The sequence below is a fragment of the Rhodovulum strictum genome, assembly GCF_009649175.1.
GTDB classification, from domain to species: Bacteria; Pseudomonadota; Alphaproteobacteria; order Rhodobacterales; family Rhodobacteraceae; genus Rhodovulum; species Rhodovulum strictum.
Map to the genome: position 1 here is coordinate 142,345 of NZ_WJPO01000001.1, position 14,357 is coordinate 156,701.

At 68.1% G+C, this 14,357-nt stretch carries 15 protein-coding genes; 10 read left to right on the plus strand and 5 right to left on the minus strand.

Features of this window, described 5'->3' with window-relative positions; genetic code table 11:
- Positions 1-88: 88 nt before the first annotated feature.
- Positions 89-1,660, minus strand: coding sequence for a lysine--tRNA ligase (locus GH815_RS00715; RefSeq protein ID WP_153746818.1), 1,572 nt, complete (start codon positions 1,658-1,660; stop codon positions 89-91).
- Positions 1,661-1,775: 115 nt separating this feature from the next.
- On the opposite strand from GH815_RS00715, the gene GH815_RS00720 reads away from it, so the two are divergent.
- Both GH815_RS00720 and GH815_RS00725 read left to right on the plus strand, forming a co-directional pair.
- On the plus strand, positions 1,776-2,195 hold the full coding sequence (locus GH815_RS00720) for a tellurite resistance TerB family protein (protein ID WP_153746819.1): 420 nt from the start codon (positions 1,776-1,778) through the stop codon (positions 2,193-2,195).
- The gene (locus tag GH815_RS00725) at positions 2,195-2,578 is read left to right on the plus strand and encodes a hypothetical protein (protein WP_211365024.1); all 384 of its coding nucleotides are present in this window, start codon (positions 2,195-2,197) and stop codon (positions 2,576-2,578) included. The genes GH815_RS00720 and GH815_RS00725 overlap by 1 nt, the downstream gene beginning before the upstream one ends.
- Here GH815_RS00725 and GH815_RS00730 read toward each other — a convergent pair.
- Together GH815_RS00730 and GH815_RS00735 are read right to left on the minus strand one after the other, a co-directional pair.
- Positions 2,575-3,282, minus strand: coding sequence for an NUDIX hydrolase (locus GH815_RS00730; RefSeq protein WP_153746820.1), 708 nt, complete (start codon positions 3,280-3,282; stop codon positions 2,575-2,577). The two genes, GH815_RS00725 and GH815_RS00730, sit on opposite strands and share 4 nt — an antisense overlap.
- The gene (locus tag GH815_RS00735) at positions 3,243-3,641 is read right to left on the minus strand and encodes a DUF983 domain-containing protein (RefSeq protein ID WP_153746821.1); all 399 of its coding nucleotides are present in this window, start codon (positions 3,639-3,641) and stop codon (positions 3,243-3,245) included. The genes GH815_RS00730 and GH815_RS00735 overlap by 40 nt, the downstream gene beginning before the upstream one ends.
- A 206-nt stretch (positions 3,642-3,847) precedes the next feature.
- Here GH815_RS00735 and GH815_RS19100 point away from each other — a divergent pair, with 206 nt between their 5' ends.
- The 4 genes from GH815_RS19100 to GH815_RS00755 all read left to right on the plus strand — a co-directional run bounded on the left by GH815_RS19100 (position 3,848) and on the right by GH815_RS00755 (position 6,146).
- On the plus strand, positions 3,848-4,606 hold the full coding sequence (locus tag GH815_RS19100) for an EF-hand domain-containing protein (RefSeq protein WP_153746822.1): 759 nt from the start codon (positions 3,848-3,850) through the stop codon (positions 4,604-4,606).
- Between the two features lie 76 nt (positions 4,607-4,682).
- Positions 4,683-5,267, plus strand: a complete 585-nt coding sequence (locus GH815_RS00745) for an RNA polymerase sigma factor (protein WP_153746823.1) — start codon at positions 4,683-4,685, stop codon at positions 5,265-5,267.
- 7 nt (positions 5,268-5,274) lie between these two features.
- A complete protein-coding gene (locus tag GH815_RS00750; protein ID WP_153746824.1) occupies positions 5,275-5,628 on the plus strand; it encodes a dihydroorotate dehydrogenase in 354 nt (117 codons plus the stop codon).
- A gap of 2 nt (positions 5,629-5,630) precedes the next feature.
- Positions 5,631-6,146, plus strand: a complete 516-nt coding sequence (locus GH815_RS00755; RefSeq protein ID WP_153746825.1) for a periplasmic heavy metal sensor — start codon at positions 5,631-5,633, stop codon at positions 6,144-6,146.
- 13 nt (positions 6,147-6,159) lie between these two features.
- Here GH815_RS00755 and GH815_RS00760 read toward each other — a convergent pair whose 3' ends face one another.
- Both GH815_RS00760 and GH815_RS00765 read right to left on the minus strand, forming a co-directional pair.
- On the minus strand, positions 6,160-7,359 hold the full coding sequence (locus GH815_RS00760; protein ID WP_246176254.1) for a glycerate kinase type-2 family protein: 1,200 nt from the start codon (positions 7,357-7,359) through the stop codon (positions 6,160-6,162).
- Positions 7,360-7,513: 154 nt separating this feature from the next.
- Positions 7,514-7,963 (minus strand): RrF2 family transcriptional regulator, encoded by a 450-nt coding sequence (locus GH815_RS00765; protein WP_153746827.1) that lies wholly within the window; start codon positions 7,961-7,963, stop codon positions 7,514-7,516.
- A gap of 140 nt (positions 7,964-8,103) precedes the next feature.
- Between GH815_RS00765 and cydD the strand changes: the two genes are divergently transcribed.
- From cydD to cydB, 4 genes are all read left to right on the plus strand, one after another.
- Complete coding sequence (cydD, locus tag GH815_RS00770; RefSeq protein WP_246176237.1) at positions 8,104-9,807, plus strand: thiol reductant ABC exporter subunit CydD; 1,704 nt, start codon at positions 8,104-8,106, stop codon at positions 9,805-9,807.
- Positions 9,804-11,462, plus strand: a complete 1,659-nt coding sequence (gene cydC / locus GH815_RS00775; protein ID WP_153746828.1) for a thiol reductant ABC exporter subunit CydC — start codon at positions 9,804-9,806, stop codon at positions 11,460-11,462. The genes cydD and cydC overlap by 4 nt, the downstream gene beginning before the upstream one ends.
- Before the next feature lie 133 nt (positions 11,463-11,595).
- On the plus strand, positions 11,596-13,194 hold the full coding sequence (locus GH815_RS00780; RefSeq protein ID WP_153746829.1) for a cytochrome ubiquinol oxidase subunit I: 1,599 nt from the start codon (positions 11,596-11,598) through the stop codon (positions 13,192-13,194).
- Between the two features lie 5 nt (positions 13,195-13,199).
- Positions 13,200-14,351 carry a cytochrome d ubiquinol oxidase subunit II gene (gene cydB / locus GH815_RS00785; protein ID WP_153746830.1) on the plus strand — a complete coding sequence of 384 codons (1,152 nt, stop codon included), beginning with the start codon at positions 13,200-13,202 and terminating at the stop codon, positions 14,349-14,351.
- The last annotated feature ends 6 nt before the right edge of the window (positions 14,352-14,357 follow it).

Genomic DNA, 14,357 nt, shown 5'->3' on the forward strand with positions numbered 1-14,357 from the left:
CCGCCGCCCGTTCGGATGACGGGCTGCAAAAGGAAAGGGCACCCGGGTTCGGCCCGGACGCCCCTATGCCGCCTGCGATGTCGGGCGGTCAGCCCCGCGCCAGCGCGCCCTCGATCAGCTTGATGGTCTCGTCCACGCCGTAAAGCGCGATGAAACCGCCAAAGCGGGGGCCCTGGCTGGCGCCCAGGATCACCTCGTAAAGCGCCTTGAACCAGTCGCGCAGGTTCTCGAACCCATGCTCGCGGCCGACGGCAAAGACCAGGCTTTGAAGTTCTTCGGCGTCCAGCCCGCCCTGCCAGCCCCTGAGCCGTACCACCAGATCCTCCATCGCGGCGCGTTCCTGCGCGTCGGGGGCGCGGAATTCCCGCGTCGGGGCGACGAAATCGCGGAAATAGCGCACCGCGAACCCCGCCGCGGCATCAAGATCGGGGTGGGTCTCGGGGCTGGCCTCGGGCGCATAGCGGCGGATGAAGCCCCACAGCCCCGCCTTGTCCTCGGCCCCCGCGACCGAGGCCAGGTTCAGCAGCATCGAGAACGGCACCACCATCCGGCTTTCGGGCGGCGTGCCGCCATGGATGTGCCAGACCGGGTTTTCCAGTTGCGCCTTCAGATCCTGATCGGGGAAGGCGCGCAATTGCTGGTGATACTCGTCGACCGCCTTGGGGATCACGTCCCACCACAGCCGTTTCGCCGTCTTGGGTTTCTGATACATGAAATAGGACAGGCTTTCGGTCGCGGCATAGGCCAGCCACTCGTCGATGGTCAGCCCGTTGCCCTTCGACTTGGAGATCTTCTCGCCATTCTCGTCAAGGAACAGTTCATAGGTGAAATGCTCGGGCTTGCGGCCGCCCAGGATCTCGCAGATGCGGTCATAGATCGGGGTGTTGGTGGAATGGTCCTTGCCATACATCTCGAAATCGACATCCAGCGCGGCCCAGCGCGCGCCGAAATCGGGCTTCCACTGAAGTTTCACGTTCCCGCCCGTCACGGGAAGCGTCCATTCCCGCCCGTCCTCGTCGTCGAAGGTGATCGTGTGGTTCACCGCATCGACATTCTTCAGCGGCACATACAGCACACGGCCGGTTTCCGGGTGGATCGGCAGAAAGATCGAATAGGTCTGCTGGCGTTCCTCGCGTAGCGATTTCAGCATGACCGCCATCAGGTCGTCATAGCGCTCGGCCGCCAGCCGCAGCGTCTCGTCGAACTGGCCCGCCTTGTAGAACTCGGTCGCCGAATAGAACTCGTATTCGAACCCGAAGGTGTCGAGGAACCGGCGCAGCATCGCGTTGTTGTGATGCCCGAAGCTTTCATATTCTTCGAACGGGTCGGGCACGGCGGTCAGCGGGCGTTGCAGATGCTCGCGCAGCATATCCTGGTTCGGCACGTTACCGGGCACCTTGCGCATCCCGTCCATGTCGTCCGAGAAACAGATCAGCCGCGTCGGGATATCGCTGATCGCCTCAAAGGCGCGGCGGATCATCGTGGTGCGCAGCACTTCGCCGAAGGTACCGATATGGGGCAGCCCCGAGGGGCCATAGCCCGTCTCGAACAGCACGTAACCCTTCTTAGGCGGCGCCTTCTCGTAGCGCTTGACCAGCCGGCGGGCCTCTTCAAAGGGCCAGGCTTTCGCGCTCATCGCGGCGTCGCGCAGTTCGGACATCTCTTGTCGCCTTCCTGAAGGACCGGACCCCATGCCCGGCAAGCCTCGTGTCCTATTGCCCGTCTTCTCTGGCGTCAATATTCTGCGCCGCAACACCCACCCAGGAGAACCCCAAATGCGCACCGAGACGCCCCTGACCGCGCAGGATGCGCTGATCGCCATCATGGTGGCGATCTCGGCCTCGGACGAGACGATCCGCACCGCCGAACTGGTCACGATCGAGCGGATGGTGAACCACCTGCCGATCTTCGCGGAATACGATCAGGATCGCATCCGCGTGGTGGCGCAGACCGTGTTCGACCTGTTCGAGGAATACGAAGGGCTGGATGCGCTGTTCGGGCTGGTCCGCGATGCGCTGCCCGAAAAGCTGCACGAAACCGCCTATGTGCTGGCCTGCGACGTGGCCGCCGCCGATGGCAAGCTCGGCGAAGAGGAACTGCGCCTGCTGGCCGAAATCCGCTACGAGCTGAATATCGACCGGCTGGCGGGCGCAGCCATCGAACGCGCCGCCCGGGCGCGGCACATGGTCCTTTGATGTTTGCGCAAGGCAGGATCGCGCTTGATCGGCCCGAACGCTTCTGGCCCTTTGCCGACGGCTTCGTGGCCGGGGCGCGGGTGGTGATCGACCGGCCCCGCGGCAGCGCCCATCCGCGCTTTCCCCAGATCGTCTATCCGCTGGATTACGGCTATCTCGAAGGCACCCGCGCCATCGACGGCGGCGGGGTCGATGTGTGGTGCGGCTCGGGCGACCGGGCGCGCGTGGGGGGCGTGCTGGCCTCGCTCGACCTGACGCGGCGGGATGGCGAGTTGAAGCTGCTGCTCGGCTGCACCGCAGACGAGATGGAAACGATCCGGCTGTTCCACAATCAGGCCGACTGGGTGGCGGGTGCGCTGATCCTGCGGCCCGACGGGGTCTAGCGCAGCCGGGCGAAGCTGGATCGCGGGCTGCGGTTGTCGAAGAACGGCACACTGGAGGGCGACAGGCCGTTTTTCAGCAATCCCGCAACCTCGGCCAGCACCACCTCGGTTATGAAAGGCAGGTTGAAGCCGCGCACCTCGGCCAGCGGGATCCATTGCAGAAGCCCCAGCTCGTCCTCGGCGCGCGAGAAATCGTCAAGATCGTTTGCCACCGCCTCGGCCTCGACCAGGAAAAAGCGCGCGTCGAAGCGGCGCGGGCGGCCGGGCGGGGTGATCGCGCGAAAGATGAAATGCAGCCCCTCGGCGGCCGGCAGATGCCCGGTTCCGGCAAACCCGCGCCAGCCCTTCGGCGCGGGCGTCTGCCATTCTCCGGGTCGGCCCAGGATCAGGCCGGTTTCTTCCCACAACTCGCGGATGCAGGCGGCGACCAGCGCGGGGGCAAGCGCGGCATCCGCGTCCGCGCATAGCCGTTCCGCGCAGCCGGGCGCAAGCGGATGGGCCAGCGGAACGGTCGCATCCACCGGATCGACGGCACCGCCGGGAAAGACGAACTTGTTGGGCATGAACGCGGCCGAGGCGCCGCGCTGGCCCATCAGCACGCGGGGCGCCGTGCGGGCGTCGCGCAGCACGATCACCGTTGCCGCGTCGCGGATCGGCGGGTCGCTCAGCTCCCGCTCCCGAATCCGTGCATCCGTCTGGCCCATTGCAACGCCACCATCACACCCTTCAGTCGGGGCAGAAGGTATAGTGCCAGCCCGATGCAGCCAATGGTGAAAACCGAGGCCAGCACCAGCGGATCGGGCCGAAAGACCAGATGCGCCCACAGCACCAGCGGCGAGGCCAGGAAGGCCACGATCAGCACGGTCAGATAGGCCGGGCCGTCATCGGAATGATGGTGGTGCAGTTCTTCCATGCAGACCGGGCAATGCTCGCGCACGCTCAGATAGCCCGACATCATGGGGCCAGCGCCGCAATTGGGGCAACGCTTGCACCAGCCGCGCAGAATCGCTGTGCCGATTGGCCTCGGGTGCATGTCGAACATCGAATGGTCAGTCGTGGTCATGATGGGCACGCCTCCGGCGTCGCGTGCAGTTCCAAGCTAGTGAATCCGCAAGTGGTTAAAAGAGGACTGACTGTCCTTGCGGCGGGATGTCGCAAAAAAGTCGTGGACCCTTGCGACGGAACCGGCGGGGTCCTGCGTAACAGGTCCGACAGCGGGCGAAAGCGCCCCAAGGTCGCAGGCAAGAGACAGACAGAAGGAGAGGTTCCATGACGGACGGAAAAGGGCGCGTTTCGATGCTGGCGCTTGCACTTGGCACGGCGGCGATGCTGGCCTTCGCGGTTCCGGCTGCCGCGCAGCAGGGCGGTGCCGGACCGGAAGCCGGTGCAGCGCCCGCCAATAACCCCGGCACGGCATTGTTCCAGCGGCTCGACGCCGATGGGGATGGCGCGATCAGTCTGGACGAGTTCACCGCCCGCGCGCGTGCCCGGTTCGAACAGCTCGACACCGATGGCGACGGCATGATCTCGGCCGAGGAGGCGCAGAAACTCGGCCCCGCACCGCGTCGGCGCGAGATGTCCGAAACCCGGGGCCGCGGCTATCGCGACGGCGGTTATCGCGACGGGCGCGGGCAGGGCTGGCGCGGCCATGACCGCGGATACATGGGCATGCAGGGCTGCATGCCCGGCCCGGCCTGCGGCTACGGTATGGGCGCCGGCCAGGGCAAGGCGCCGGGGATGCGCGGCGGCTATGGCATGTTCGGCGGCATGGATGGTTCGGGGCCGATGGGCTATGGCGGGTTCGGCGATCCCGGGCTGACCGACGAACAGCGCGCCGAACGAGCCCAGGCGCTGGTCGAGATGCTGGATGCCGATGGCGACGGCATGCTCAGCGCCGAGGAACTGGCCGTCCGGCCCGGTCCGCAGATGATGTTCGACCGGATCGACACCGATGGCGATGGCGTGATCAGCAAGGAAGAGTTCGACGCCGCGGTGGATCGCTTCGGGAACCGTCGGGGCAATCGCTGACACGGGCTGCGGCGGGGCCATGTCGCGCCCCGCCGCCATTGCCTTGCGCCGCCTGTGGCGCTAGGCCGGGGGAAGGATGCTGATGCCTTTCGATGCCGAGAGCGGCGGGTCCGACGAGGATTTGCTGCTGGCCTATGGCCAGGGCGACGCGCGGGCGGCGCGCGTGCTGACGTTGCGGCTGACGCCGCGCGCCCTGGGCTATGCCGCGCGTCTCCTGCGCGACACGGCCGAGGCCGAGGACGTCGCGCAAGAGGCGATGCTGCGGCTCTGGCGGATCGCGCCCGAGTGGCGCGCGGGCGAGGCGAAGGTTACGACATGGCTTTACCGCGTCGTCACCAACCTGTGCACCGACCGGCTGCGGCGGCGGCGCGGGCAGGGGCTGGACGAGGTGCCCGAGCCCGAGGACGATGCGCCGGGCGCCGAGGCGCGGCTGATCGCGCAGGCACGGGCCGATGCGCTGGATGCGGCGCTGGCCGCGTTGCCCGAGCGGCAGCGACAGGCGGTGATCCTGCGTCATATCGAGGGGCTGTCCAACCCCGAGATCGCGGGGATCATGGAGATCGGCATCGAGGCGGTGGAAAGCCTGACCGCCCGGGGCAAGAGGGCGCTGGCCTTGGCACTGGCGGGGCGGCGCAGCGAATTGGGGTTCGAGGATGACTGACCGGCAGATGAACGACACCGAACTCGAGGCGCTGTTCTCGGCGGCCCGCACCGACCGGCCCGAGCCGTCGGCGGCGCTGCTGGCCCGGGTGATGGCGGACGCGATGGCCGAGGCCGAGGCGCGCGCCGCCCCGGCCCCCGCACCGCGTGCCCGGCCGACGCGCGGCGGGCTTGCCCGGATCCTCGGCCTGATCGGCGGCTGGCCGGCGATGGGCGGGCTTGCGACCGCCGGGCTGATGGGCGTCTGGATCGGCTATGCCGCGCCGGGCGGGTTTGACGCGGTGACCGCAACGATGCTGGGCAGCGGCTACGATGTCTCCGACATGATGCCCGGCCTCGACGCCTATCTGACGGAGGGTTGAGCATGGCCGGAACCGAAAAGGCCGCCGTCACGCCCCGCACGCCTGTCTGGGTGCGCGTGGCGCTGGTCGCAAGCCTTGCGCTGAACCTGATGGTGCTGGGGGTCGTGGGCGGCGCGGTGCTGAAACGCGACATGCCGCCGCGCGCGGGGTTCGTGCCCGGCGATTACGGCCCTTACAGCCGCGCGCTGAGCGAGCCCGACCGCGAGGCGCTGCGCGCCGCCTACCGGGCCGAGGCACCCCGCCTGCGCGAGAATCGCGAAGCCGTGCGCCAGAGCTTTCGCGACTTGCAGGCCGCGCTTCGGGCCGAGCCCTACGATCACGCCCGCGTCGTTGCCCTGGTCGAGGCCCAGCAGGCCCGGGTTCAGGACCATGCAACGCTGATGCGCGGACTGACGCTGGACCGCGTCGCGGCGATGAACCCCGAAGAACGCGCCGCCTTTGCCGACCGTCTGGAGCGGGTGCTGCGCCGCGGCCCGCCGCGCGAGCACGAGCGCGAGCGGCAGGGCGGGCGGCCCTGAGCCGAGGGAACGATCATCCCCGCGGCAGGATCAGGATCGCGCGGAAATCGTTGACATTGGTCAGGGTGGGCCCAGGGATCACCTGATCGCCCAGCGCGGCAAAGAACCCGTGGCTGTCATTGATGGCCAGCGCCGCGGCCATGTCGCGCCCTGCCGCGCGTGCCCTGGCGGGCGTGTCGGGGCCGATCACCGCGCCCGCGACTTCGGCCGCGCCATCGACCCCGTCGGTGTCGCAGGCAATCGCATGGATCCCCGCCGCGCCATCCAGCGCCGTGGCCATCGCCAGCGCATATTCCGCATTCGGCCCGCCCACCCCGTCGCCCCGGCGCGTCACCGTGCATTCGCCGCCCGACAGCAGCACAAGCGGCGCCGCGCCCGGCGCCATCGCGGCCTGCCGGGCCAGCGCCAGCGCGGCATGTCCGGCGGCCAACTCGCGCGCCTCGCCTTCCAGCGCATCGCCCAGGATCTCGGCCCGGCACCCGGCTGCGCGGGCAATCCCGGCCGCCGCCTCCAGCGATTGCGAGGGCGCGGCGATCACCCTGTTCTCGACCCGCGCCAGCCGCGGATCCCCGGGGCGCAGCACCCCCGTTTCCCCCGCCAGCACCTCGGCGACCGCGGCGGGCGGGGCGATGTTCCAGCGCGCCAGAACGGCGCGGGCATCGGCGGGTGTGGTGGCATCGCCCACCGTCGGCCCCGAGGCGATGAAGGCCGGATCGTCGCCCGGCACGTCCGAGATCATCAGCGCCAGCATCCGCGCCGGATAGGCCGCGGCGGCAAGCTGGCCGCCCTTGACCCGGCTAAGATGCTTGCGCAGCAGGTTCATCTGCCCGATCGGTGCGCCCGAGGCCAGAAGGTCGGCATTGACCTTCTGCTTCTCGGCCAGCGTGATGGCGCCTGCGGGCCGGATCAGCAGCGCCGAGCCCCCGCCCGAGATCAGCGCCAGCACGAAATCGCCCTCGCCAACCCCGTCCAGCAGCGCCAGCATCCGGTCGGTCGCCGCAACGCCCGCCGCATCGGGCACCGGATGGGCGGCCTCGACGATCTCGATGCCCTGCGTCGGCCGTGCATAGCCATAGCGCGTGATGACCAGCCCCTCGCAGGGGCCCCAGGCGGCCTCGACCGCCTCGGCCATCCGGGCAGACGCCTTGCCAGCACCCACGACCACAACCCGGCCCGCCGGTTTCGGCGGCAAGGCCGCAGGCACCGCGCGCATCGGATCGGCCGCGGCCACCGCGGCATCGAACAGGCTGCGCAGGAAGACGGAAGGCAAGGGCAGGGCGGCGGTCACGGGCGGGCGCTCCGGTTGCGGTGTCTGGACCGGTTCTAACCGCGCGCCGACGCGCTGGCCAGACCCACCCGGCCCGGGCTCAGGCGACGCGGATCTCGTCCAGCAGCAGCATCCTTGCCAGCGCATGGTTGTCCGAAACCAGATCGGCCAGCGTCACCTCGTCCAGCGTGGCGTAGAAGGCGTCTATTGCCTTGTGCAGCGTACCCTGCAACTTGCAGCAGCACGAGATCGGGCAGGTGTTGGTCTCGGGGTCGAAACACTCGGCAAAGGGCACGCCCGATTCCAGATGGCGGAACACCTCGCCCACGGTGATCTGCTCGGGCGGGCGTTTCAGCGTCAGCCCGCCATTGCGCCCGCGCGTCGTCTTGACCAGTCCGTGATGGGCCAGCGCGTTGATGACCTGCGCCATGTGGTTCTCGGAGGTGTTGCACGACAGCGCGATATCGGACTTGCGCACCGTCCGCCCGCCATTCACCGCGCAATACATCAGTGCGCGCATTGCGATATTGGTGCGGGTCGTCAACCTCATCGGCGGTTCTCTTTGCAAAGCGCTGCGGATAATGATCTATCTCACATACGGGTTCAATCGAGCATAGAGCCTGCTAAAGATCAGGCAAGCCTCTTGCGCGCAAGCCGGGGGCGGGTGGGAACAGACGAGCGGGGCAGGGCTTGGGCCGGAAACGCGCGAAGAAGGACGATCCCGCGGCAAAGCGGCTGGCCCGGATGACAGCCCCGGTGATGAGCAGGCTCGAACGGGCAGGGGCGCTTGCCACGGGTGCCTCGCTTCTGTGGCTGGTGCAGGCGGGCGCGGTCGCGCTGGCAATCGGCCACATGCTGGAACCTGACCGGGTTGGCGGCCATGTCGCGGTCTATGCGCTGATCTTCATCGCGGTGGGGCTGATGCGGGCGCTGCTCGACCACCGGGCGGGGGCCATGGCCTTCAGCGCTGCCGATACGGTGCTGGCGCTGGAACGCGCACGGCTCATCACCCGCGAGGCACGGCGCGCCACCGACGATGCCGCCCGCCCTCCCGCCGCGCGCACCGCCACGCTGGCCGCCGAAAAGCTGGCGGCGATGACCCCTTTCCTGACCCGCTATGCCATTGCAAAGCGCCGCGCCCATGTGGTGCCGCTGGTGATCCTGGCGGTGTCGTTCTGGTTTTCCTGGGCGGTGGGGCTGGTTCTGCTGATCGCGGGGCCCTTGATCCCGGTCTTCATGGCGCTGGTCGGCATCGCCGCCAAGAAGGCAAGCGAGCGGCAGATGGAAGAGCTGTCGAACATGAACGTGCTGCTGCTGGAGCGGCTGACGGCGCTGGTCGATATCCGGCTCCTCGACGCCTCCGAGCGCACGCTGGCCAGCTTTCGCGAGGCCGCCGACCGGTTGCGCCGCCGCACGATGGAGGTGCTGCGCATCGCCTTCCTGTCCTCGACGGTGCTGGAACTGTTCGCCGCGATCGGGGTGGCGATGGTGGCGGTCTATGTCGGCTTCACGCTGCTGGGCGAGTTGAGTTTCGGCACCTGGGGCACGCCGATGACGGTGGCGCAGGGGGTCTTTCTTCTGCTTCTGGCCCCGGATTACTTCCAGCCGCTGCGCGATCTGTCGGCGGCCTGGCATGACAAGGCCGATGCCAGCGCGGTTGCGCGCGAACTGGACGACCTTGAGTCCAGGGGCGAAAGCGCGTTTCTGGGTGTCGGTGCCGCGGCCCGTCCGATCGACACCGCCGACGCGCTGTCGGTCCGGGGACTGGCCTATCGCCCGCCCGGCGGGCGGCTGATCCGCTTTCCCGATTTCGACCTCGGTCCCGGCGAGACGCTGGCGATCACCGGACCCAGCGGGATCGGCAAGTCCTCGCTGTTGCGGCTGATTGCCGGAATGGCGGTTCCGACCGAGGGCGAGATCCGGCTGGGCGACATCGTGCTTTGCCCCGAGAATGCTGATGCCTGGCGCGGCCGGCTGGGCTGGCTGCCGCAACAGCCGCGCTTCGTCTCGGGTAGCCTGCGCAAGAACCTGACGCTTGCGGTGCGGCCGGGCCGTGCGCTGCCCTTGCCCGCGGCGCTGGAACTGGCCGCCGCTGATCGCATCGTCACGACATTGCCGCGCGGGCTGAACACCCAGTTGGGCGAGTTCGGCATGGGCGTCTCGGGCGGCGAGGCGCGGCGGCTGATCGTAGCGCGCGCAGCCCATGCCCATCCCGATCTGCTGCTGGCCGACGAACCCACCGCCGATCTGGACGAGGAAACCGCTGCGCTGGTGACCGAGGGGCTTCTGGGCCTTGTTGCCAGCGGCTCGGCGCTGCTTGTGGCGACGCATGACCCGGCGCTGGCCGCGCGGATGGACCGCCAGATCGCCATGCGGGCAGAGGAGGCGGCATGAGCCATCTGCTGTTCATCATGCGCCTGATCTGGCGCGCGCAGCCCGCCGCCCTGATCCGCGGCACCGTGCTGGCCGTCGCTGTGCTGGTCGCGGGGGTGGCGCTGCTGGGGCTGTCGGGCTGGTTCATCACCGCGGCGGGCGCGGCGGGGCTGGCCGGGATCGGCATTGCCTTCAACGTGTTCCAGCCCTCGGCCGGGGTCCGCTTTCTGGCGCTTGCCCGCACCGCGGCGCGCTATGGCGAACGGCTTCTGACCCATGACGCGACGCTGAAAAGCCTGACCGATATCCGCGTGGGCCTGTTGCGCGGCGTGCTGGGGCTGCCGTTCCAGCGGCTTGCGCGGTTGCGCGGTGCCGAGACGATGAACCGGCTGGTGGCCGATGTCGATGCGCTGGACGGGATATCGCTGCGCCTGTTCATCCCCGCGATTGCGGCGGTGACGGTCTATCTGGGCAGTTTCCTGGCGCTGTGGTGGCTGACCGATCTGGTGCTGGCGATATGGATCGTGGCCAGTTTCACGCTGGGCACCGGGGTCGTGCTGGTCTGGACCGGGCGCTTCGCGATGGCGCCCTCGCGCCGGGCCGAAAAGGCGTTGCAGGCGTTCCGCATCCGGCTGATCGACCTGTTGCGGGCGCGCGACGATCTGGTGGTCTATGGCCGCCTGCCCGACCAGACCGCCGCGGTCGGCGCCGCCGAGATGCGCCTGCGCGAGAATCTGGGCGCGGTCGACCGGCTGGAACGGCGCGCGGGGCTGATGCTGGCGCTGACCACCACGGTTTCGGCCGGGATTGCGCTGTGGCTGGGCGGCGCGCTGGTCGCACGGGGCACGATCAGCCCTGCTCAGGCGGCGCTGGGCTTCTTTGCGGCGCTGGCGCTGTCCGAGACGGTGCAGCCGGTGCGCCGCGGCCTTGCCGATCTGGGCCGGATGCTGGATGCCGCGCGCCGCGTGCGCCGCCTGCTGCCCGCGAATGGCGCGGCCACGCTTCCCGCCAAGCCTGCCGCGCCGCCGCGCCCCGAGGCCCCGGCGCTGGAGATGGCGGACATCGCCTATCGCCATCCGGGCGCCGAGACGCCGGTGATCGACGGTTTCGACCTGCACCTGACACCGGGCGAAAGCGTTGCGCTGACCGGCGCCTCGGGCCGGGGCAAGAGCACCGTTCTGGCGCTGGCCGCGGGGCTGATCGCGCCCGACCGGGGCCGTATCCTGGTTTCGGGCCGCGCGCTGGGCGACCTGCCCGAAGGCCAGTTGCGCGCCGAGATCACCTATCTGCCCCAGCGCAGCATGCTGCTGGGCACAAGCTTCCACGACATGCTGGCGCTGGGCGCGCCGGGGCTGGACGAGCGCGACGCGCTGGCCGCGCTCGAGGCGGTGGCGCTGTCCAGCACGGTTGCGGGCCGCGGCGGGCTGCATGCCACCCTGTCCGAGAACGGCGCGGGGCTGTCGGGGGGCGAACAGCGCCGGCTTGCGCTGGCCCGTGCGCTGCTGCGCAAGCCCCGCCTTCTGCTGCTTGACGAACCGACCGAGGGGCTTGACCGGCCCACCGCGATCCGCGTGCTCGCGGGCATCCGCGAAATGCTGCCGCAGGCGACGATCCTGACCGCGTCGCATCGCCGGGCCGAACGCGACTGGGCGGACCGGCTGATTCGCATGACCTGAAGGTATATCTGCGACATGACTTTTGATTCAGGTCAAAGTCCGCACACAAATGTATACCTAGAACAGGTCTAAAGGTACGCGATTGGTGTATCTTTGGGAATCGCACGGGTAACGGCCAAGGAGGCCCGCCACCATGGAACTCGACATCGTCGAGCTGTCCCGGCTTCAATTCGCCCTGACAGCCATGTTTCACTTTCTCTTCGTGCCGCTCACGCTGGGCCTGTCGGTCATCGTGGCGATCATGGAGACGGTCTATGTCATGACCAACCGCCCCATCTGGCGGCAGATGACCAAGTTCTGGGCCACGCTTTTCGGGATCAACTTCGTCCTGGGCGTGGCGACGGGCATCACCATGGAATTCCAGTTCGGCATGAACTGGGCCTATTACAGCCACTATGTCGGCGACATCTTCGGCGCGCCCTTGGCCATCGAGGGGCTGATGGCCTTCTTCCTCGAGGCGACCTTTGTCGGGCTGATGTTCTTCGGCTGGGACAAGATGTCGAAGGTCGCGCATTGCATCGTCACCTGGCTGGTGGCGATCGGGTCGAACTTCTCGGCGCTGTGGATCCTGATCGCCAATGGCTGGATGCAGAATCCGGTCGGCGCGGTGTTCAACCCGGTGACCATGCGGATGGAGATGACCTCGTTCTTCGAGGTGATGTTCAACCATGTCGCCCAGGCCAAGTTCGTTCACACGGTTTCGGCCGGTTACGTCACTGCTGCGATCTTCGTCATCGGCGTCTCGGCCTGGTATCTGATCAAGGGCCGGCACGAGGCACTGGCGAAACGCTCGATCGCGGTGGCGGCCAGCTTCGGCCTTGCCTCGGCGCTGTCGGTCGTGGTGCTGGGCGACGAGTCGGGCTATTCGGCCACCCATTCGCAGAAGATGAAGCTCGCCGCGGTCGAGGGCATGTGGGACACCTACAAGGCGCCCGCACCCTTCAAGCTGGTCGGCATCCCCGATCAGGAGGCGCGCGAGACGAAATATGCCGTACAGATCCCCGTGGCGATGGGCCTTCTGGGAACCCGGTCACTGACCGAGGAGATGCGCGGCATCAACGATCTGGTGATCGAGGCCGAGGCCCGCATCCTGAACGGCATCCTCGCCTATGACGCGCTGATGGATATCCGCGCAGCCAAGGGCGCCGCCACGCCCGAACAGATCGCCCGGTTCGAGGATCACAGCGCCGATCTGGGCTATGCCTTCCTGCTGAAACGCTATGTCGATGACCCGCGCGAGGCCACGACCGAACAGATCGCCCAGGCGGCCGAGGATACCATTCCCGGTGTCCTGCCGCTGTTCTGGGCGTTCCGGGTGATGGTGGGGCTTGGCTTCATGTTCATCGGGGTGATGCTGTTCTTCTTCATCCGGGCGAACTTCTACGGCATGCGCTTTCCGCGCTGGTCGCTCTGGGCGGCGGTCTTCGCCATCCCCACCCCCTGGATCGCGGCCGAGGCGGGCTGGTTCGTGGCCGAGTTCGGCCGCCAGCCCTGGACGGTGGATGGCGTGCTGCCCACCGCGCTGTCGGTCAGCCATCTCAGCGTGGGCCAGGTCGCGCTGACGCTGGCGGGCTTCGTCACCTTCTACTCGGTGCTGTTCATCATCGAGATGGGGCTGATGCTGAAATACATCCGCAAGGGCCCGTTCATGGACGTGGCCGAAACCGAGGCGTGGAACCGGCGGCACAATGACCGCCTGTCGGGCCGCACCAGCCAGCAACCGGCGGAGTAAGACCAATGATCCTGCATGAATTCATGGATTTCGAGGTTCTGCGCGTGATCTGGTGGGCGCTTCTGGGCGTGCTGCTGATCGGCTTTGCGCTGGCCGACGGGTTCGATCTGGGCGTGGGCACGCTGCTGCCCTTCGTCGCCCGGACCGATCTGGAACGCCGCGTGGCGATCAACACCGTGGGGCCCGTCTGGGAAGGCAACCAGGTCTGGTTCATCCTGGGCGGCGGCGCCATCTTCGCCGCCTGGCCGCCGCTTTACGCGGTCAGCTTCTCGGGCTTCTATCTGGCGATGTTCCTGATCCTGGCTGCGCTGATCCTGCGGCCGGTGGGGTTCAAGTACCGCTCGAAACGCGACTCCGAAACCTGGCGCAGCGCTTGGGACTGGGCGCTGTTCGTCGGCGGTTTCGTGCCCGCGCTGGTGTTCGGCGTGGCGGTGGGCAATGTGCTTCAGGGCGTGCCCTTCCGGCTGACCGAAGACCTGATGCCGATCTACGAGGGCGGTTTCTTCGGCCTGCTGAACCCCTATGCGCTGCTCGCGGGGCTGGTGTCGGTGTCGATGCTGGTGATGCACGGCGCGGCATGGCTGGTGTTCAAGTCCGAAGGGCTGGTGGCCGACCGCGCGCGCGAGTTTGGCATGTATGCGGCGATGGCCACCTTCGCGACCTATGCGCTGGCCGGGCTGTGGCTGGCGGCGGGCATCGACGCCTATGCCTTCACCGGCGCGGTGGCGCATGACGGTCCCTCGAATCCGCTGATGAACGAGGTCGTCCGGGGCGGGTCGTGGATGGCCGCCTATGCCGAGCGGCCCTGGATCATCGTCGCCCCGGTGATGGGCTTCCTCGGCGCGGCGATGGCCGTGCTGGGGTTCCGCGCGCGGCGCGAGGGCTGGACGATGCTGGCTTCGAAGATGTCGATCACCGGCATCATCGCGTCCGTGGGGCTGACGATGTTTCCCTTCATCCTGCCCTCCAGCATCGACCCGACTTCGTCGCTCACGGTCTGGGACAGTTCGTCCTCGCATCTGACGCTGTTCGTGATGCTGGTCTCGGCGGTCATCTTCATGCCGATCATCCTTCTCTACACGGCATGGGTCTACAAGGTGCTCTGGGGCAAGGTCACGGCCCGCGACGTGATGGACAATAGCGATAGCGTCTACTGAGAAAGG

Excerpts from the sequence above, each read along its gene's own strand:
- GH815_RS00735 (WP_153746821.1), bottom strand. The coding sequence starts at position 3,641 with ATGACCACGACTGACCATTCGATGTTCGACATGCACCCGAGGCCAATC.
- GH815_RS00715 (WP_153746818.1), bottom strand. The coding sequence starts at position 1,660 with ATGTCCGAACTGCGCGACGCCGCGATGAGCGCGAAAGCCTGGCCCTTT.
- GH815_RS00730 (WP_153746820.1), bottom strand. The coding sequence starts at position 3,282 with ATGGGCCAGACGGATGCACGGATTCGGGAGCGGGAGCTGAGCGACCCG.
- GH815_RS00765 (WP_153746827.1), bottom strand. The coding sequence starts at position 7,963 with ATGAGGTTGACGACCCGCACCAATATCGCAATGCGCGCACTGATGTAT.
- cydC (WP_153746828.1), top strand. The coding sequence starts at position 9,804 with ATGAGCCATCTGCTGTTCATCATGCGCCTGATCTGGCGCGCGCAGCCC.
- GH815_RS00720 (WP_153746819.1), top strand. The coding sequence starts at position 1,776 with ATGCGCACCGAGACGCCCCTGACCGCGCAGGATGCGCTGATCGCCATC.
- GH815_RS00750 (WP_153746824.1), top strand. The coding sequence starts at position 5,275 with ATGAACGACACCGAACTCGAGGCGCTGTTCTCGGCGGCCCGCACCGAC.
- GH815_RS00780 (WP_153746829.1), top strand. The coding sequence starts at position 11,596 with ATGGAACTCGACATCGTCGAGCTGTCCCGGCTTCAATTCGCCCTGACA.
- GH815_RS00755 (WP_153746825.1), top strand. The coding sequence starts at position 5,631 with ATGGCCGGAACCGAAAAGGCCGCCGTCACGCCCCGCACGCCTGTCTGG.
- cydB (WP_153746830.1), top strand. The coding sequence starts at position 13,200 with ATGATCCTGCATGAATTCATGGATTTCGAGGTTCTGCGCGTGATCTGG.
- GH815_RS19100 (WP_153746822.1), top strand. The coding sequence starts at position 3,848 with ATGACGGACGGAAAAGGGCGCGTTTCGATGCTGGCGCTTGCACTTGGC.
- GH815_RS00745 (WP_153746823.1), top strand. The coding sequence starts at position 4,683 with ATGCTGATGCCTTTCGATGCCGAGAGCGGCGGGTCCGACGAGGATTTG.
- GH815_RS00760 (WP_246176254.1), bottom strand. The coding sequence starts at position 7,359 with ATGCGCGCGGTGCCTGCGGCCTTGCCGCCGAAACCGGCGGGCCGGGTT.
- GH815_RS00725 (WP_211365024.1), top strand. The coding sequence starts at position 2,195 with ATGTTTGCGCAAGGCAGGATCGCGCTTGATCGGCCCGAACGCTTCTGG.